General features: G+C 70.0%; 13 protein-coding genes and 1 pseudogene. 5 read left to right on the plus strand and 9 right to left on the minus strand.

What is annotated here, in order from left to right; translation table 11 throughout:
- Positions 1-20: 20 nt before the first annotated feature.
- Entirely contained in the window at positions 21-1,115 is a 1,095-nt protein-coding gene (locus tag AB0F29_RS27515; protein ID WP_361877134.1) for a hypothetical protein, read from the minus strand.
- 371 nt (positions 1,116-1,486) lie between these two features.
- Between AB0F29_RS27515 and AB0F29_RS27520 the strand changes: the two genes are divergently transcribed.
- Both AB0F29_RS27520 and AB0F29_RS27525 read left to right on the plus strand, forming a co-directional pair.
- Positions 1,487-2,206 carry a hypothetical protein gene (locus AB0F29_RS27520; RefSeq protein ID WP_361877137.1) on the plus strand — a complete coding sequence of 240 codons (720 nt, stop codon included), beginning with the start codon at positions 1,487-1,489 and terminating at the stop codon, positions 2,204-2,206.
- A gap of 67 nt (positions 2,207-2,273) precedes the next feature.
- Complete coding sequence (locus AB0F29_RS27525) at positions 2,274-4,109, plus strand: FG-GAP-like repeat-containing protein (RefSeq protein WP_361877140.1); 1,836 nt, start codon at positions 2,274-2,276, stop codon at positions 4,107-4,109.
- Positions 4,110-4,221: 112 nt separating this feature from the next.
- Here AB0F29_RS27525 and AB0F29_RS27530 read toward each other — a convergent pair whose 3' ends face one another.
- The 5 genes from AB0F29_RS27530 to AB0F29_RS27550 form a co-directional block, all read right to left on the minus strand.
- Positions 4,222-5,742, minus strand: coding sequence for an AMP-binding protein (locus AB0F29_RS27530; protein ID WP_361877143.1), 1,521 nt, complete (start codon positions 5,740-5,742; stop codon positions 4,222-4,224).
- Positions 5,739-6,035 carry a phosphopantetheine-binding protein gene (locus AB0F29_RS27535; protein WP_361877146.1) on the minus strand — a complete coding sequence of 99 codons (297 nt, stop codon included), beginning with the start codon at positions 6,033-6,035 and terminating at the stop codon, positions 5,739-5,741. Before AB0F29_RS27535 ends, AB0F29_RS27530 begins: the two co-directional genes overlap by 4 nt.
- Positions 6,036-6,114: 79 nt before the next feature.
- The gene (locus tag AB0F29_RS27540) at positions 6,115-7,143 is read right to left on the minus strand and encodes a 3-oxoacyl-[acyl-carrier-protein] synthase III C-terminal domain-containing protein (protein WP_361877149.1); all 1,029 of its coding nucleotides are present in this window, start codon (positions 7,141-7,143) and stop codon (positions 6,115-6,117) included.
- A 10-nt stretch (positions 7,144-7,153) separates the two neighbouring features.
- The gene (locus AB0F29_RS27545) at positions 7,154-8,482 is read right to left on the minus strand and encodes an amidase (protein ID WP_361877152.1); all 1,329 of its coding nucleotides are present in this window, start codon (positions 8,480-8,482) and stop codon (positions 7,154-7,156) included.
- Positions 8,483-8,561: 79 nt separating this feature from the next.
- The gene (locus AB0F29_RS27550) at positions 8,562-9,953 is read right to left on the minus strand and encodes an MFS transporter (RefSeq protein WP_361877154.1); all 1,392 of its coding nucleotides are present in this window, start codon (positions 9,951-9,953) and stop codon (positions 8,562-8,564) included.
- Between the two features lie 289 nt (positions 9,954-10,242).
- Between AB0F29_RS27550 and AB0F29_RS27555 the strand changes: the two genes are divergently transcribed.
- Positions 10,243-10,986, plus strand: coding sequence for a 4'-phosphopantetheinyl transferase superfamily protein (locus AB0F29_RS27555; RefSeq protein ID WP_361877157.1), 744 nt, complete (start codon positions 10,243-10,245; stop codon positions 10,984-10,986).
- Positions 10,987-11,712: 726 nt separating this feature from the next.
- Positions 11,713-13,110: a helix-turn-helix domain-containing protein gene (locus AB0F29_RS27560; protein WP_361877160.1), complete on the plus strand. Its 1,398-nt coding sequence runs from the start codon at positions 11,713-11,715 to the stop codon at positions 13,108-13,110.
- Between the two features lie 25 nt (positions 13,111-13,135).
- On the opposite strand, the gene AB0F29_RS27565 is transcribed toward AB0F29_RS27560, so the two are convergent.
- Both AB0F29_RS27565 and AB0F29_RS27570 read right to left on the minus strand, forming a co-directional pair.
- Positions 13,136-14,884: an acyl-CoA dehydrogenase family protein gene (locus AB0F29_RS27565; protein WP_361877163.1), complete on the minus strand. Its 1,749-nt coding sequence runs from the start codon at positions 14,882-14,884 to the stop codon at positions 13,136-13,138.
- Entirely contained in the window at positions 14,881-15,225 is a 345-nt protein-coding gene (locus AB0F29_RS27570; protein ID WP_361877166.1) for an acyl carrier protein, read from the minus strand. Before AB0F29_RS27570 ends, AB0F29_RS27565 begins: the two co-directional genes overlap by 4 nt.
- A 254-nt stretch (positions 15,226-15,479) precedes the next feature.
- On the opposite strand from AB0F29_RS27570, the pseudogene AB0F29_RS27575 reads away from it, so the two are divergent.
- A pseudogene (locus AB0F29_RS27575) lies at positions 15,480-16,151 on the plus strand (thioesterase domain-containing protein); the annotation flags it as partial.
- Here AB0F29_RS27575 and AB0F29_RS27580 read toward each other — a convergent pair.
- On the minus strand, positions 16,114-17,457 hold the full coding sequence (locus AB0F29_RS27580; protein ID WP_361877169.1) for a cytochrome P450: 1,344 nt from the start codon (positions 17,455-17,457) through the stop codon (positions 16,114-16,116). The pseudogene AB0F29_RS27575 and the gene AB0F29_RS27580 sit on opposite strands and share 38 nt — an antisense overlap.
- Positions 17,458-17,489 lie beyond the last annotated feature (32 nt).

The following is a 17,489-nucleotide window of genomic DNA, read 5'->3' on the forward strand; positions in this document are numbered from 1 at the left end:
GTTGCGGGGCCGTCCGCCGGTCACGGCTGCTTGTACAGGTCTCGTTCGCTGTCGGTCAGGCTCTCGCCGTCGAACATCGTGTGGTGGACCTCCAGGGCGGAGACCACCTCGGCCAGCCCCTTCATGCGGAAGCCGCCGCCGGCCAGGTCGAGGTCGCTGATGTCGCGGGCGACCAGCTGGTCGAGCCGGGGGTAGTCGTCCGACTGCGGGGGAGACAGGACGGCCACCGGCACCGCGTACTTCACCGCGAGCAGCCCGGAGAAGGTCACCGGGATCTCGTAGGCGTACTGCTTGAGGGCGCGGCGCTGCGTGACGATGGTCTCCACGCGGGAGTTCGGCTTTACCGTGCCGGAGATCTGTGATTTCGAGGACCAGCCGGTGGACAGGGATCCGCCGGCGGAGGCCGTGATGCCCTGGGCCAGCGCGGCGTTGAGGCCCGCCGTACCGGTCGCGGTACCCGTGGTCGTGAAATCCACCGAGCCGGTCAACGTGGCCGAAGCGGAGTTCGTCATCCCGTTGCTCACCGACGTGTCGACGGTGTTGGCGTTGTCCACGCCCATGCTGTCCTTGCTCTGCTTATTGGTCACCGTGTTGGCGTTCTTGTTCGCCATCTCGTTCTTGAGCTGCGTCCCCAACTGCCCCTGGAGGCTCAGACCGAGCTTGGCCTGCAGCTGCAGCGCGAGCTGGGCGCTGACGTTGCCGCCGAAGGTGAGCTTGGTGTCTCCCGAGAGTGACCACGTGGCCCCGTTCGACACGTTGAAGTCGACCGAGTCGGTGAAGTTCATATCGGACCCGCTGCGGTTGACGTAGGTGCGCGAGGAGAACGTGTCGGGCGGCGGCTGGGCGATGTTGCGCCGCTCCTCGATCAACGGCTCCCCGAGGTTCATGTAGGCGAGCCAGCCCAGCCCGTACGCGGAGCCGGAGAAGGCGCCAAAGCTCGACTTGTTCACGGAGAACCCGACGGGCTTGTGCCGCACCCCGTAGTCGTCCACGTAGACCAGGCTGGGGTGCTCCAGGATGGACTGCCAGGTCTGCTCGATGTTGAGTTCCCGCAGGTTCTTCTTCGTCAGCGGCCGGCGCTTGGCCCGTTCCAGGTTGTACGCATTGGAAGGCAATTTCTGTCCTCGACTGATCTGGCCGAAACCGCACTCGGTGAAATGGCAAAAAGGGAATCTGCACACGCTCCGGCAAGCGAAGCTAGCAGCGACCCCATCACCCGAGAAGGCACCTCCGGGCATCACACTCAAACGGGTGATCACGGATTTCCGGCGACTGCGATCACCCGATCGATGACCTTCCAGCACGCCTCCCTAGCATCCTGACCTCGAAAGATGTCACTTTGGGCGCATTTACTCCGATCATACATTCGCTTATGAAGCCCTTCTGATCGCGAGCGCCGGAGCGTCCGGTAATGGCACGTGATAAACCACTTCACTGAGCGCCTGAGGCGTTGTTCTCCACATCAAGAACAGGTGAGGTTTCCGCTATGTACACCCAGGAACGCACGGCAATGGCGAATTTGGTGGTCGGCGGCCCGGTGGCGGTGAACAGCTACGACAACGCCATCGTGGCCGCGCTGGTCGAGAACCGGCCCGTCATGCTCGTCCACGCCTTCAACGGCGGCTACCTGCGCCCCGCGGAACTGGCGGCGAGCAGCCACGACAAGGGCGTGAAGCTCGCCACCGCGCTCGACCCGGCCACCAAGGACGCGCAGGGCCACCTCTGGCACATCACCCCCGGCGGCTTCTTCGGACAGCGCCCCCTGTACTTCATCGAGAGCGCCGCGGGCCAGGTGTCGCCCCCGCCCGCCGGCACGGCCGACGCGGATGCCGGTCGCGGCGACGACGGAGCCCCGAAGCCCCAGCGCAGGCGCGTCACCGCCCACCAGGACGCCCCCCAGAGCACGGCCGACACCTTGCAGGTGGGCCTGCCCGGCAAGGTGGGCGACAAATGGCGCGGCAAGAACGGTGCGACGGAGGACACCCAGCTCTGGGTCGTCACGGTGACGCCGTGGGGCGGGATCACCTTCGTGCCGATCACCCACCCCGACGCCATCCTCGGGTTCAAGGACCACGCGGTGGCGAAGGACAGCGAAGCGCGGCTCACCTACAACTGGGGCGGGGACTTCACCGGGACGGTCATCAACACGTTCTACCCGCGGCTGCCCAACGAGTGGGACGTCCCCTACCACCACGTCTTCACGTGAGCCGCGGCCACCGTCACGCCGTACCCGTCCCGAGCCGTCGCACCAACCGCCTGGAAGAGGCACCACGATGCCCGTGCCCACGCAAGAACTGAAACTGGAGATCGTCAACGCCGCCACAGGCCGGCCCCTCGGCGCCCAGGCCACGCCGGCCGCGGACGGGACACTCGTCGTCCGCGACTACCCCGAGGACGGCCCGCGCCCGGAGCTGTGGCAGTTCACCCCCGTGCCGGGGGCGCAGGACGACCCGGCGTACGTGATCCGCACCACGGCCGGCAGCGGCAAAGTGCTCGACGCCCCAGCCGCCGCGGGCCAGGGCGTCCGCCAGTCGGATGCCTCGGGCAAGAAGAGCCAGCAGTGGCGCCTCGTCCCCGTCGAGGGCACAGCGGGCCTCTACGTCATCGAAGGCGCGACCGACGGCACCGTGCTCGACCTCGACGAACCCGGGAAGGACGACACCCGGATCGTCCTTCGCGAGTACGACGACAGCGCCGAGACCCAGCGGTGGCGCTTCGTCCCGGCCGAGCCGGAGCGCACCAGCGACCTCGTGCTGGACTGGGCGCCGCTGAGCCACTGGAACAGCCGCCAGTCCTGGCGGCTGACCCACGACAGGAGCGCACTGCGGCCGGCACCCGACGCGACGCCCTCCTTCAGCAACGTACTGCTGGTCATGGAGAAGTACGGCAGCGACCAGGACGCCGGCGGGTGGAAGACCGACAGGCCCAACCCCCGCGCTGCCGGGCAGGCGGGCTGGTGGGCGGGGCTCGGCGAACGGTTCCTCGCCGACACCACCGGAACCGGGCTCGCGGACATCGTCGGGCTGAAACCCGCCAAGGGGGCTGTGACCTCGTCCAGCAGAGGGGACGGGACGTTCGACGATGAGGAACGGGTTCTGCACCCGGCCGCGCCCTCCGCGAGTCCCAAGGACCTGTGGACCCTCGCGGACCTCACGGGCGAGAGCCGCCCCGGCGTCGTCGTGCTCGCCGCCGATGGCGTACGGGTGTCCACCCAGGGCGAGGGCGGCACGTTCACGCCCTCCGGCGGCGAACTGGTCCTGAAGGCGTTCGGCCACGGCGCGCAGGCCGGCAACTGGCTCGCCGACAAGCACCCCCGCTTCCTCGCCGACACCACCGGTGACGGCAGGCTCGACATCGTCGGCTGCCACGACGACGGCCTCCGGGTATCGCTCCAGGACGAGGAAGGGAAGTTCGCACCGCTCGCCGACGAACCCGCACTCCGGGCGTTCGGTCACAGCGAGGAGGCGGGCGGCTGGCTCGTCGACAAGCATCCCCGCTTCCTCGCCGACACCACCGGTGACGGCAGGCTCGACATCGTCGGCTGCCACGACGACGGCCTCTGGGCATCGCTCCAGGACGAGGAAGGGGCTTTCGCCGAACCGCTGTACGTCCTCGCCGACTTCGGGGTCGACCAGGGGTGGAGCTCGGCCGAGGAGTACCCTCGGTTCCCGGTCAGGACCACCGGCGACGGACCTCTGGACATCGTCGGCTTCGGCCCGCAGGGCGTCGTCGTCGCTCGCGGGCGCGGCGACGGCACGTTCGAGCCCTCCCAGCTCATCCTGAACGACTACGGTCAGGCCCAGGGGTGGAGCAGCGAGAAACACCTCCGGCTCCTCGCCGACGTCACCGGCGACGGCAACCCGGACATCGTCGGCTTCGGGAACGAGGGCGTCTGGGTATCGCACAACGACGGCGCCGGCGGGTTCGAACAGGCCCAGCTGGTGTGCCGCGGGTTCGGGTACAACGAGGACGCGGGCGGCTGGCGGGTCGGCCGCCACCCCCGCTTCCTGGCCGACATCACCGGCGACGGACGCGTCGACATCGTCGGCTTCGGCGGGCCGGGCGTCCACGTGGCCCGCAACCTCTTCCGCCGCTTCAGGACGCGATAACCCGCTCCCGGCACCGCGCCCCCGGGCCACGGTGCCGACGTCCCGCCCGCCCGTCGACCGAACTCGTCCCTCGTGGCGGTCCACCGGACATCCGGGCGGACCGCCACGCTCGTCACTGACGCGGTGTCCGGGCCAGCTCCTCCTCCGCTGCGAGAACGCAGGCCTTGATCCGGTTACGGTCGACTTTCCCGGTGGAGGTCCTGGGCAGCGGGTCCGTCACCATCTCGATCACGCTGGGGATCGCCGCGCGGACGGTTCGCTCCGAGCAATGCCTGCGCAACGCAAGGCTGTTCACGCTTCCCGCGTCGGTCAGCCGAAGGCGGGCGTGCAGGCGATGACCGGCGACCGGGTCGGGGAGGGCGACGACGGCGGCCTCGGCGACGGCCGGGTGGTCCAGGAGGATCTGTTCCACACTCTGGGTGCTGACCTGGAAACCACGCACCTTCACCAGGTAGTCGGTCCGGCCGATCACGCTCAGGGCGCCGTCCTCGTGCAGGGTGACCATGTCGCCGGTGCGGTAGTAGGTGAGGCCGGGTGCGCCGTCCGGGTGCGGGGCGAAGGTCCTCCCGTTGGGCGCGTTCACGTATCCCGCGCTCTGGAAAGGGGTGTTGACCAAGAGCTCACCCTGACCGGGGCCGGCCAACGCCCGGCCGTCCTGGCCGATGACCAGCCAGCGCACACCGGCCAGCGGTCGGCCGATCGGCAGCGGGGTACGGAGGGGCCGGTCCTGGTCCACTTCGTGGAGGAAGCTGTTGTTCGTCTCGGTACAACCGTAGTTGTTGTACCAGCGTGCCTTGGAGAAGGTGGCGGACACCCCGGCCAGCACCCGGGCCGGCATGCTGTCACCGGCGAAGACGACGTGCTCGGGTGTGTCGAGAGCACCGCTCTCCGCTGTCGCCTCCGCGAGCAGCTGGAAGAGCATCGGCACACCCTGAACCACGGACACCGCGTGATCGGCGACCAGATCACGCAGATAGCCGGCCGAGGCCCCCCTGCCCGGGTCGACCAGTACGACGGTGCCGCCGTACGCCAGCGTCGTCCACACGTCCAGCATGCAGAGATCGAAGTTGAGCGGCGCGTAGTTGAGGACGGCGACGCCGGTCGTGATCCCGAAGGTCTCGGCCGCCCACGCGGTGAAACGGCCGACCGCGCCGGACGACAGCGGAACGACCTTGGGCAGACCGGTCGAGCCGGACGTGGTGAGCATGAAGGTCACCGCGTCGTCGTCGACGGCCGGGGCGGGGGGGTACTCCTCCCGGCCCTTGGGAGCCCCGGTCGGGTCCACCACCCGGTCGACGGGTGCAGCGTCGGCAAGGCCGAGCACCACCGCACATCCCGCCTGCTCGAAGAGGGCTTTCAGGGGTGCTTCGGGCAGTTCGTGCGAGGGCAGGAGGAAGGAGCGGCCGGCCATCAGGCAGCCGAGGACCAGGGCCACGGCTTCCGGTGACTTGCGTACCAGCAGGCCGACGGGACGGTCGGCGTCCGGCGCCGCGTCCTCGACCTGGCCGCGCGCCCCGGCCGCCATGGCGTACAGATCGCCGTAACTTACGGGCCGGTCCTCCCAGATGAGCGCGGGTGCGTCGGGCTGGGCGGCCGCGCGGGCCGTGAACGACGCGACGAGTGAGCGGGTCATGCCACGCCACCCGCTTCCGCCCGCTCGGCCGTCGCCCGGATGGTCCGCACGGAACGGAAGTTCCCGGACGTCAGTTCAGGGCCGGCCAGAGCGATGCCGTGCTGCTTCGCCAGCCAGCTCGCGATCTGCAGCACCCCGAGGCTGTCGATCACCCCGGTCGCCAACAGGTCCTCATCCGCCGCGAGTTCGGTCCACTCGACATCGGGGAGAAAGCGCTCGACGACGAATCGGGCGATCTGATCCTCGGAGATCCTGATCAGTTCCTCCGGCTCGATCCCGGGCTCGGTGGTCATTTCTGTTTCCCGTTCTGGGGTCGTGACATGTTCTGGGGTCGTGACATGGGGATCATCGCCTTGTCTCGCTGTTCCGGTCTCACACCTCTATGAGCGTGCAGAACCAGTGCATGCCGGGGGAGGCGACACCCGCGAGGGCGAGGAGGTCCCCCGGCGCCAGCTCTCCGGCCTCCTCGTGCAGGTGGAGGGAGACCAGTTGATCAGCGGCGCCCATGTGGCCGAGTCGGCGGGCGAGTTCGGCGTTGGTGCGGGCGACGTGGAGGCCGATCGCGTCGGCGGCGCCGTGGATCGCCCGTGCGTTGTCGTTGAAGTAGACGAGCCGGGTCAGTTCGCTCCGGTCCCGGCCGGCCCGCGCCAGAGCCTGATCGACCACGTCGGTGAACCGTCCGACGACCTCCCCGATGAACTGCCCGAAGCGCTCGGGGTCCGCGCCGAAGTGCTCGTAGACCGCGATCATCGGGTCCAGGTCGCGATGGGTGCGGCCCGGAGGCGGTACGGGGTGGGCGGATCCGCCGATGTCGATACGGAACAGATCCGCGAACTCGGGATTGGTGAAGCCGGCGGAGGAGAGCCGACGGAGGCGTGGATGCCCCCGGCGCAGGACGGCGGCGGCGGCTCCGTCACTGGCGATGGTGCCGTTGAAGTCCATCCGGTTGGTGTGCGTCTCGCTGACCACGTTGACCATGGCCACCAGTACGGTGCCCGTGTCGGGCGAGAGTGCCATCGCGCCGGCCGCGTGGTCCAGGGCCGACGACCACGCCGCGCAGGACTGGGTGAACAGCACGGTCGGGGTGCCGTGAGCGCCGAGCGCCCTGGCCATCGCCGCCGAGGGGTCCCATCCCAGGTACTGGGGGATGTCGGAGTGGCCGAGGACGATCAGGTCCACGTCCGCGATGTCGAGGCCGGCGTTCTTCAGGGCGACGCGGGACGCCTCGGCCGCCAGGTCGACCGCCGTCACCCCGTCGGCCACCCGGTGATAGGTCTCGTAGCCCAGTTTGGTGACAGCCTCGGGGTCGGGAAGGTACTCGTGCGCGGTCCCGGCCACATCACGTGGGGTGCCGAACGCGGTACCGGTCGCGACGATGCCCATCTCCACCGGAGTCTCCACCGGTCGTCCTTCAGCTCTCACGGGTATCGGTCCCCCGGGCGGTGAGTACGGCTTCGAGGTCGAGGGCCCAGTGCAGCAGGTTCTCGTCCTCACCGGCACGGCCGACGCACTGGAAGCCGAGCGGCAGGGCGCCCGCGGGACGGGCGGTGGGGAGGGTGAGGCACGGAAGGCCGACGCCGCTCCACGGCAGGGACATCACCGAGTCCCCGGCGCTCTCCAGGCCGAGCGGAGCCGGTCCGGTGGCGGCAGGGGTGATCCACAGGTCGACGCCGTGCTCGGTCGTGGAGGCGGCCAGCCGGTCACGGAACGCTTCGCGTCGCGCCAGCGAGGCAGCGTGGTCGGACGCCTGGGCGCCCTGGCCCTGGCGGATGGCCTCGGCGGTGCGCTCGTCGTAGAGCTCCTCGTAGCGTGCGAACCAGTCGGCGTGCGCCTGGGACAGCTCGTAGAGGTTGATCACGAAGAAGTCGAAGACCTCTTCCTCGAAGTTCTCGAACATGGGGACGCTCACCACGTCGTAGCCGGCCGTGCGCACCGCGGCCACCTGCTCGTCGAAGGCTCTACGGGCCTCCGGCTCGGCGAAGTCCATGTACGGGCCCTCCGGGATGCCGAGCACCGGCCGGCCGGCGGCCGTGCGGTCGGGCCGCCAGTCGTCGCACAGGCAGCTCGCGGCCAGGGCGGCGTCGGCGACCCGAGCGGTGATCATGCCGACGGTGTCGAAGGTCGGGGCGACGGGGAGGACGCCGTCCAGCGGAATGCGTCCGTGACTCGGCTTGAAGCCGACCACTCCGCAGTACGCGGCGGGGCGGATGAGCGACCCGATGGTCTGGGTACCGATGGCGAGGGGCACCAGACCCGCGGCGACGGCCGCGGCGGAGCCGCTGCTCGTTCCACCCGGGGTGTGCTCCGGACGGTGCGGATTACGGGTGGGCCCCGGCGCCGTCACGGCGAACTCGCCCGTCACCGTCTTTCCCGCGATGACCGCCCCGGCCTGGAGCAGCCGGTCCACGACCGTGGCCTGCCCTCCTGCCAGGGCCTCGGGCGGCAGCGCCGAACCCGCCCCGGTGGGCAGCCCCTCGACGTGGATGATGTCTTTGATCCCGACCGGAACTCCGTACAGCGGAGGCCGGTCTCCCGGCTCCGCCCCGCGCCGGCCGGCTTCCTGGGCCGCGTGGGCCAACCGGTCCGCCCGGCCGGGCTCCGCCACGAAGGACTGGACCGTACCGTCCACTTCGGCGATGCGCTCGATGGTCCTGGCCGCGTACTTCCGCGGCTCGACAGCACCCGTCCGCAGACTTTCGGCGGCGTCCGTCAGCGATATGGGCTGAACAAGATCTTCCATGACTTCCTTCATACGTTCCGGTCGGCGGGCATGTGTTCCGGTCGGCGGGCATGTGTGTTGGTCGGCGGGCCGAGGCCCGTCATCGCTGCTGTGCCTCTCCAGGCGTCCTGGTCCCGGTCGCCGGAGTGGGGACGTCGCTCTCCGGAGGGGTCGCCGGCCCGCTCTCCTCGCCGGTGGGCGGGGCGCCCGGCGGGAGCAGTTCCTCCACGTCGGTCAGCGGGGTGTCGAGCACCCTGAGATACCGCCGCGCCGCGTGCAGGGTGATGGCCAGCAGGGCCATGGCGGCAGCCAGCACCAGGATGGCCCGCTCCACGCCCGCCGCGTCGGCGAGGAAGCCCGCGCCCAACGGGCCGATCCACTGGACCCCTTGGACGAAGAAGCGACTGGTCGCCGCGACTCTGCCCTGGTACTGGTCCGGGACCAGCCGGACCTCGTACGACTCGGTCACGACGTTCATCGGCACCATGCTGATCATGGCGACCATCACCACCAGGCCGATCTGCCACGGCTGGGAGACCGACACCACCACGGCGAAGGAGGCCATGAAGACCCACGCGGAGATGATCAGGACCCGCCGTGCGCCCAACTTGCCCATCAGCAAAGGGCCGAGGACCGCTCCGATGACACCACCGGTGACCGCGAGCGAGGTGGCGAGACCGACCGCGGTCGGCCCGCCTCCCCGGTGCTGTATCAGCACCACGAAGAGCAGGATGAAGCCCTCGGCGACGGCGTTGAGCACAGCGCCCCAGATGAGCGTGAACACCAGGTAGTCGCTGCGCCTGATCATGCGCAGGCCGTCGCCCACGTCCTTGGCCAGGCTGGACCTGGGCCCGTCGCCGGGGTGCCGGTCCGGGCCGAGAGGCCGGCGGATCAACAGGGAGCCCAGGGTGACGAAGAGGAAGGAGACCGCGTCGAAGAGGAAGGGGATCCAGCGGCCCATCGCGTAGAGCAGGCCACCGAGCGGAGCGCCGATCAGCTGGGCGACCATGTCGCGCCCCATGCCTTGGGCCGTCGCGGTCGCTATCTGCTCCTTGGGCACGATCCTGCGGAGAACCGGCATCGAGACGGCGACCCGCAGGCCGGCCGCCAGACCACTGACGAGCGCCATCGTGCCGATCGCGGTGATCGAGGGGGCACCCCGGTACACCAGCAGGGCGACGACGCCCATCGACACCGCCTGGACCAGCGGCGCGAGACACAGGATGGCGCGGCGGGACACCCGGTCCGCCAGCGCCCCGCCCACCGCGAGGGTGGCCAGCTTGCCGACCATGTGCAGGACGGTGATGACCCCGGCCTGGGCGGCGGATCCGGTCAGGTGGAGGACCAGCAGCGGGAAGGCGAGCGTCGACACGCTGGTGCCCAGCGTCGACAGGCCGTTGCCCGACCACCAGTACATGTAGTCGCGGTCCCGCCACAGTGACGGGGGGCCGGCCGGAGCCGGCCCGGTCTCTTCGGGACGCGCCTGCACCATGGCTAGTCGTCCCCTGTCCTTTGTCTGCACGCTCGTCCGGGCGTGCGCCGCCGACCTGCGATGCATGCTGGTCGATGGGGAACGGGCCGGGCCAGGCAGCGCACCGGCAACTCACGGGGCGGGAATTGCCGCTCGACGGCCCGGACCACGGTCGGACACCTCGATGGTCCCGGCGCGGATCCGGCCCGCCCCGCCGCCGGACCGAGCCCCCGCGGCAGGCCTGGCGCACCGCTACCGGGCAGAATCGCGAGGCCCACGTAACCCGTTGTCGAGCAGGAGGAGGCGAGGCGTGATCGCTGAGGTGGTGCCCACCGGGGTGCGGGCGCGGGAGGCATTCGACGACGAGGGCCCGGACGGCGCCGTCACCCTCTTCGCCACCGAACAGGCAGTGGTGGAAGGGGTGTTCGACGGGCGGCGCAAGGAGTTCACCACGGTGCGCGGGTGCGCCCGTGCGGCACTGACCGCCCTCGGGGTGGACCCGGCGCCCTTGGTGCCCGGCCCCCTGGGCGCACCCGGCTGGCCTGCGGGGGTCGTGGGGAGCATGACCCACTGCCGGAACTATCGCGCGGCCGCTGTCGCGCTGACCGAGGACTTCGCCGCTCTGGGCATCGACGCGGAACCGCGGGAGCCCCTCTCCCGCTTCCTGGCGGAGCGGATCGTCACGGACGTCGAAGCGAGTTGGCTCCGGCAGGACTTTCCCCCGGCCGCCGGTCTGCCACTGGACCGTCTGCTCTTCTGCGCCAAGGAGGCTTCCTACAAGGCATTCTCGCCGTGGTCGGGACCCCGTTTCGGCTTTCGGGACTTCACCGTTCGACTGCGGCCCGACGGCACGTTCCTCGTGGTTCCCCCGACGCCTGAACCACCCACGTCATCCCCTGGCCCAGCTGGGTTCACCGGCCGCTGGGCGGCACGTTCCGGCCTCCTCCTGTCCGTAGTGGCACTTTCGGCCAGCTATTTGCCGCCTGCCCCCTTGGGGGATTTGGCGCCGAAAGCAGGGAAAAATAGGGACAATCAGGAACAACCAACTCGGTGAAACATGTGAGCTTCATCATGCGGCAATGTTATTTTAAGCCAATCTTACCTGTTCGACGGCGCGCCGATGCGGTACTTTCAGGCCGTCATGAGCGTTCGTCGACTCGGCCAAGGCCTCTTCGGAGCCGGGAGCCCCGATTGACCCCGGGAGAGTGCGGCGTTTCCTGTCCGGGCGCCCGGAAGGACGACGTGACCGGGATCCGCAGGGGGTAGGGGGACTCGTCGACATCCGATCCGACGCCCCCAGACAGGAAAGGCGACCGATCAGTGCTGGACACCTTGAACTTCGGTTTCCCGCCTCTTCGACGGGGGCTGCGCAGGCCATACGGGCAACCAGGTCCTTGCCGCACCCCTGCCTCCCCATGCACGCACTCCACAAGGCACGCATAGGCGCATGCTGATGATTTCAGCATGTACACCGGTGGGCCGCGCGCTTGCCGACGTGTGACAGCCGATCAAAGCCGGGGTGGTCGGAGCCGCGCCGCTCGGCCGAATTTTCTGCCGCCTCCACATCTCCCAATCGGATGAGGTCTTGGAGTAGGGTCCTCCGTAATTGCAGGAGATGTCTCAATGAGCCGCTCGTCAGCGCAAACGCGAACCTCTCGGCGCCACAAACGCCACGGCTCGCCTATCGGTACCACCGCTCTCATAAAGAATGCGGCGACCGCATTTTCGCATCGCGCGGATGCGCACGACTGGCACTGTTAATAATTCACGGGGGGCTTACATGCCGATTCTGAAGGAACACTACTCTTTCGACAGAACAGATATCCGTCAGCTCCGCGACTTCCTGGTCAACCAGCGCAGGCTGTCCGGCTGGACGCAGGAGGAGCTCTCCGACCGCTCCGGCGTCAGTGTCCGGACCATCCGCAACCTGGAAACCGGCTCCAACACCAATCCCCGTCGGACCTCCGTCAGCCTGCTGCTCACCGCGCTCGGCGCCACCACCACCGCGTTCTCCGAGCCGACGCCCTGGGACAGCGGGCGCAGGCCGGCGCTCGGGCAGCCCCCGGACCTCCACTCCGACCCGACAGCGCTGCCGCCGTGGCAGGGGCCCCGGCCCCTGGGCGACGCGTTGGTGGGCCGCCAGGCCGACCTGAGCCACGTCCTCTCCGCCGCGCAGCGCAGCCGGCTCATCGTTCTCACCGGGCCCGGCGGCGTGGGCAAGACCCGCATCGCCCTGGCAGCGGCATCCCGGCTGCGCCCGCTGTTCCAGGGCGGAGTGGCCGTCGCCGAACTGCACGACATCCCGCCCCAGCATCTCGAACCCGCCGCCTCGGCAGCTGAGTTGACGCGTGTAGTACGGCGCCTGACCAGCAACGAAAGCGGTACGCGGGGCGGTGCCGGGCTCGGACGGCGGCTTCTGGTCCTGGACAGCGCCGAGCATGTCTCGCAGCAGACGGCGCGCATCGCGCGGCAGCTCCTCGACGAGCATCCCGGGCTCCAGATCATCGTGACCTCGCGCCGCGCCCTGGCCGTCGGCGCGGCCGAGACCTGGGAGGTCGAGCCGCTCTCGTGCGACCAGCGGGACGGCTCGGACACCGAGCTGCCGAGCGCGGTGGAGCTGTTCCTCCGCCGGGTACGGGCAAGTCTGCCGACGCTCGACCTGGGCAACCGCATGCCGCTGGTGCAGCAGCTCTGCCGGCTCCTCGACGGAATGCCACTCGCGATAGAAGTGGCCGCGAGAGGGCTCAGATCGCTCCCTCTCACCACCCTCCTGCACGACAGGACGCTGTTCCACCTGCTCGCACACGTCGACGCCGGCGACCTGTCGCGGCACCGCACGCTGTCGGACAGCGTGCGATGGAGCTATGACCTGTTGCCTCCCCCTCATCGCCAGCTCCTCCGTGAACTGTCCTCGCTCCCCGGCACGTTCTCCCTGGACGCGATCCCGCCCCAGCCGGGCGGGGGATGCGGAAGCACACGCGTCGCCCATCTCCTGGCCGAACTCGCCGACGTCTCACTGGTCCAGATCAACCGGGGGCAGCAGTACAGATACGGGGTCCACGCACTCGTGCGGCACTGGGTCACCCAGGAGGAAGCCCCGACCGACCTCGGACGCTCCGCCGAGCAGGGCCGCGACCGGCCCGTACTCGCGGGCAGCGCCTGGCGCCGGGCCATGTGACGCGCCGCCGGGGACGGCGCCCCGCTCATGCCGACGCCCGCCCGGCAGCTGACCTGACGGCCTGCAGCGAGAAGTGCCGCGGGCCTTCGAGGCTCGACAGCATCAGCTCTTCCAGCCACGGCAGGCAGCTCTCCTCCAGCTCGGTCGTGTGGTCCAGGCGTCGCAGCAGTCGCTGAAGCGCCAGCACCAGCCATCCACTGCCGCCCGGCGCCGCGCGCTCCCGCTCGAAGGAGTAGAGCCAGGTGTAGAGACAGGAGGCGGCCGCGTGGTGGACGCTGTGCTCGGTGGCCTGATCCTGACCGTGCGTGGAGGCGGCGTCGGGCGTCTCGGCGGCGATCCGCGCGTAGAAGTCGGTCCGGCGTCGGGACAGCTCGCCGAGAACCTTGACGAGCGCGGCGCCCTCGGGCCCGGCGAGTTCGCGATCCGCGATCCGGCGGGCCTCGGCGGCCGCCGGGCCCCAGCCCCGGGTGATCTCGTCCTCACTGGCGTTGGTCAGCCGCAGCGCCCGGCCCGACGGATGCCACCGCGGGGCGTCCTCGGACCAGTCGAAGAGCTGCCGCAACACCTCCTCCCCGCCGACGGCGGGACGGTCGGCCACGCGCGCCACCGCGGGGAGCTGGGAGACGATGCTGTGGAGGTTGACGTGCGTGGTCCCCTCGAAGATGCTCGCTATCGCGTGGTCGCGCTGGAGCTTCTGGAACACGCCGGAGGCCACGCCTTCCCGCAGATAGCTCCGGGCTCCGAGGACCCTGGCCGCCTCCCGCACCACCTCCTCGCCGAGGGTCGGGACGAGGTATTTGACCACGGACGACCACAGGCTGAGCCGGGACGGCACGATGGAGAGCGAGCGCGCCACCGGCAGCGCCGTGCATTCCGCGATCAGCAGGTCCACATGGGAGTGGACCAGATGCCGCCGGATGACCGGCAGCCGGTAGATCTCCTGTCCGTAGAGCACTCGCTCACGCGCGTGACGCAGCGCGATCCGCAGCACCGAGTCCATGGTGCCGATGGACAGCGCTCCGATCGCCGTACGGGTGATCTGGAGCACCTGAAGGATTCCGACCAGTCCGGCGCCGGGACGCCCGAGGAGTGCGCCGGCGGGCACCCTGGTACGTTCGAAGGTGATCCCGCTGAGGTCGTGACCGCGCAGCCCGACCGTCTTCACGAACGGGTGGTTGGTCCAACTGCCTTTCTCCATCTGCTCCTTGTCAAGAAGCAGCAGAGAGGACCGCGAACCGTCGATCGCCGCGTACACGGTGACGAAGCGGCCCCGGGTCGCGTTGCCGACGGGCCACTTCTCCCCGGTCAGGAGGAAGTCGTCACCGTCGGACTCGGCGATGGTCTCGTTCGTGCCGAGATCGCTGCCGTGGTCGGGTTCGGAAACCGCGAAGCAGGCGAGTTCTCCGTCCAGGAGGGCGCCCGCGACCCTGGCGCGCTGCTCGTCGTTCCCCCACAGCCAGACCGAGTTGACCCCGAGAAGGGCGGACCCGAACATCACCGCGAGCGTCAGATTGCGGCGCGCGAGCGTACGGGTGAGCAGGAAGAGGTCTTCGAGGTTACGGAGCCGGCCGCCGAACTCCTCGGGCACCAGGTAACCGGAGAAGCCCCACGACCTGAGCAGCTCCACCGCCCCCGGCGGCAGACTGTCCGTCTCCTCGTGCGCCACGATCTCGGCGAAGCTGAAGGGGCCGCTCCCGGCAGCCGGGTCACCGAGCGTCCGCTCCAGATCGGCGACCAGCGCGTGGGCCGGGCGCTCGCCCGCGCGGCCGCTCATACCGGGGGGCTGTCGACGCCGTAGCGGCTGAACATGCCGCTCAGGGCTTCCGCGTCGGGCAGCTCCGCCCGGCCCGCGCCCACCTCTGCGCTGACCAGCTCGATCACGTCACTGACCCGCTCCAGCTTCATGGCGGCCTCAGGATTCAGCGCCTGGAGGGTGAAGAGATCCTCCAGGTTGTATCCGAGCTCCGCGAGAACCAGGGAGTGGAAGCCGAGGTCACCGACGAGCCGGTGGTCCAGATCGATCCGGTCCAGCTTGCGGGGCGCGACCACCTGGACCATACCGATCACCACAGGAGCGATGGCCTCGGCGCCGATGGCGGCAGGAGTGTGAGTCATGCCGTCGACGCTAGGACCTGCCGATGACCGGGCCCAGGCAACGGGCCCGGCAAGCGCGCGGCAACTAGCCCCTGTCGGGCAACCCGGCAGGCGGTCCGTCCAGGGCATCATGACGCCCCGTCAGTCGCATGATCCCAGGAAAGAGGACCGGCCCGTCGTCGAGGCGCGACCATCGGGCCGAAGGGCCGCCGTCCCGCCCAAGTTGCCGCCCGGCTGCCTTGCCGGAACCGGGCTCGGCCATGAGGCTGACCGGCATGAGCACAACGGACAGCGCACCAGCAGTCGACTGGGTCTGCGCCCGGTTCACCGTCGGGAACCCTCACCTGAGGCTGATATGCCTTCCGCCCGCGGGCGGTGGCGCGGGTGTCTTCCATGCCTGGCGGCCTTACGTACCCGAGCACATGGAGCTGGCGCCGGTGGAGCTGCCGGGGCGCGGCTCGCGGATCGACGAGCCCGTACCGGACGATCTCGACACACTGACCGAGGCCCTTCTCCACGGGCTCGGGCCCGAACTGGACATGCCCTACGCCCTGTTCGGCCACAGCTTCGGCGCCGTGCTGGCGTACGAGCTGACGCTGCGGATCGAGCGGGCGGGGCTGCGGCCGCCCAGTGCGCTGCTGGCGTCGGCGTTCCGCGCGCCGCATCTGCCCCTGACGCGTGAGCCGGTCTCGGCGGGCTCCGACGAAGAGCTGATCGCCTGGCTGCTGAGTACCGGCGGGCTGCCGCGCGAACTCCTGGCCTTTCCCGACTTCCTGAGCGATCTGCTGAGGGCCGTCCGGGGCGACCTGGCCCTCGCCGAGGGCTACGTCGTCCCGCACCCGGTCGCCGTGGGCTGCCCGCTCTTCACCTTCGCCGGCGAGGACGACCCGGTGGCCCCGGTGGCACAGGTCAGACCGTGGGCCGCGTACACACCGGCGGAGCACCGGACCCGGGTGCTGCCCGGCGGTCACTCGTTCCCGGGCACCCACCCCCGGCAGACGATCGCAGCGGTGCTCGACGCCCTGCCGGCTCTCCGGTGAGGCTCACCGGCTGGGACGAGAGACCGCTCAGGAAGTTCGAGTACACGTAGGCCGGCGGGCCCGTCGGACGAGCCTCGGCGACCAGGTCGCGCAGGCTCTCCAGGAGGGCCGTCAGCTCGGCGCGGGCCAGGAACGCGCCGAGGCAGAAGTGGGGCCCGTAGGCGAACGACAGGTGCTTGTTGGGGGTCCTCGCGAGGTCGAACTCGTCGGGCTCGGCGAAGACCCGGCCGTCGCGGTTGGCGGAGGCCAGCCAGGTGGTGACGATGTCGCCCTCCTCGACGAACTGGTCGCCGAGGAAGAGGTCCTGGGTCGCGGTCCGCCCGCTGTGCAGGGCGGGGCTCGTCCAGCGCAGTACCTCCTCGACCGCCGACTCCGTCGTCACTTCGCCGGACTTGAGGGCCCGCCACTGGCCGGGGCGCTCCATCAGCGCCTGGAGCCCGCCGACCATCGAGAAGCGGGTCGTCTCGTGGCCGCCCATGATGATGCTGTAGCAGTTGAAGACGATCTCCTCGTGCGTGAGGGGCCGCCCGTCGATCTCCTTGGTCACCAGCAGGCTGACGACGTCGTCGTACGGTTTGTCGTGCCGGGCTGCGGCCAGCTCCGAGAAGTAGAGCAGCAGTCCGTTGCGCGACGCCCAGGTCGCCTCCTCGTTGGGGAGCCCGTCCTCGGTGGACAGGGCGGAGGAGGTCAGTTCGATGATGTGCTGCCGGTCGGCGGGCGGCACGCCGAGCAGGTCGCAGATGGCGGCGAGCGGGATGTGCGCGGCCACGTCGGCGGCGAAGTCCACCTCGCCCCGCTCCACCGCCTCCTCGACCAGCCGCCGGGTACCCCGCCGCACGCTCTCTACCACCACGTCGAGGGAGCGCGGCGAGAACGGCTTCAGCAAGGCGCTGCGCAGCGCCTTGTGCGGCTGTCCGTCCGTGACGGCCAGCATCCTCCCGGCCGCCGAGTCACCGCCGGCGAGCAGGGTGTCCAGCACGTTGCCCCGCTCCGAGGTGAAGCTCGCGCTGTCGCCGAGCACCGAGGCGACGTCCGCGTAACCACTGATCACCCAGAACCCCGGGCGGCTGCCGCTCTCGGGCTGCCAGTGCACCGGCGCCTCGTCCCGCAGCCGGCGCCACAACGGTCCCAGGTCGTGGTGGGCGTGCAGAAGCGGATCGGCCAGATCGACGGCGTCGAGCGGACCCTGATCGAGTGCGGGGCGGTTGTCCATGGGGCGGTTTCCTCGTACTCGGTTACGGGCGG

Source organism: Streptomyces sp. NPDC026589, from assembly GCF_040638385.1.
In the GTDB taxonomy this organism is placed as follows: domain Bacteria; phylum Actinomycetota; class Actinomycetes; order Streptomycetales; family Streptomycetaceae; genus Streptomyces.

Excerpts from the sequence above, each read along its gene's own strand:
- AB0F29_RS27520 (WP_361877137.1), top strand. The coding sequence starts at position 1,487 with ATGTACACCCAGGAACGCACGGCAATGGCGAATTTGGTGGTCGGCGGC.
- AB0F29_RS27580 (WP_361877169.1), bottom strand. The coding sequence starts at position 17,457 with ATGGACAACCGCCCCGCACTCGATCAGGGTCCGCTCGACGCCGTCGAT.
- AB0F29_RS27535 (WP_361877146.1), bottom strand. The coding sequence starts at position 6,035 with ATGACCACCGAGCCCGGGATCGAGCCGGAGGAACTGATCAGGATCTCC.
- AB0F29_RS27545 (WP_361877152.1), bottom strand. The coding sequence starts at position 8,482 with ATGGAAGATCTTGTTCAGCCCATATCGCTGACGGACGCCGCCGAAAGT.
- AB0F29_RS27530 (WP_361877143.1), bottom strand. The coding sequence starts at position 5,742 with ATGACCCGCTCACTCGTCGCGTCGTTCACGGCCCGCGCGGCCGCCCAG.
- AB0F29_RS27570 (WP_361877166.1), bottom strand. The coding sequence starts at position 15,225 with ATGACTCACACTCCTGCCGCCATCGGCGCCGAGGCCATCGCTCCTGTG.
- AB0F29_RS27560 (WP_361877160.1), top strand. The coding sequence starts at position 11,713 with ATGCCGATTCTGAAGGAACACTACTCTTTCGACAGAACAGATATCCGT.
- AB0F29_RS27550 (WP_361877154.1), bottom strand. The coding sequence starts at position 9,953 with ATGGTGCAGGCGCGTCCCGAAGAGACCGGGCCGGCTCCGGCCGGCCCC.
- AB0F29_RS27565 (WP_361877163.1), bottom strand. The coding sequence starts at position 14,884 with ATGAGCGGCCGCGCGGGCGAGCGCCCGGCCCACGCGCTGGTCGCCGAT.
- AB0F29_RS27525 (WP_361877140.1), top strand. The coding sequence starts at position 2,274 with ATGCCCGTGCCCACGCAAGAACTGAAACTGGAGATCGTCAACGCCGCC.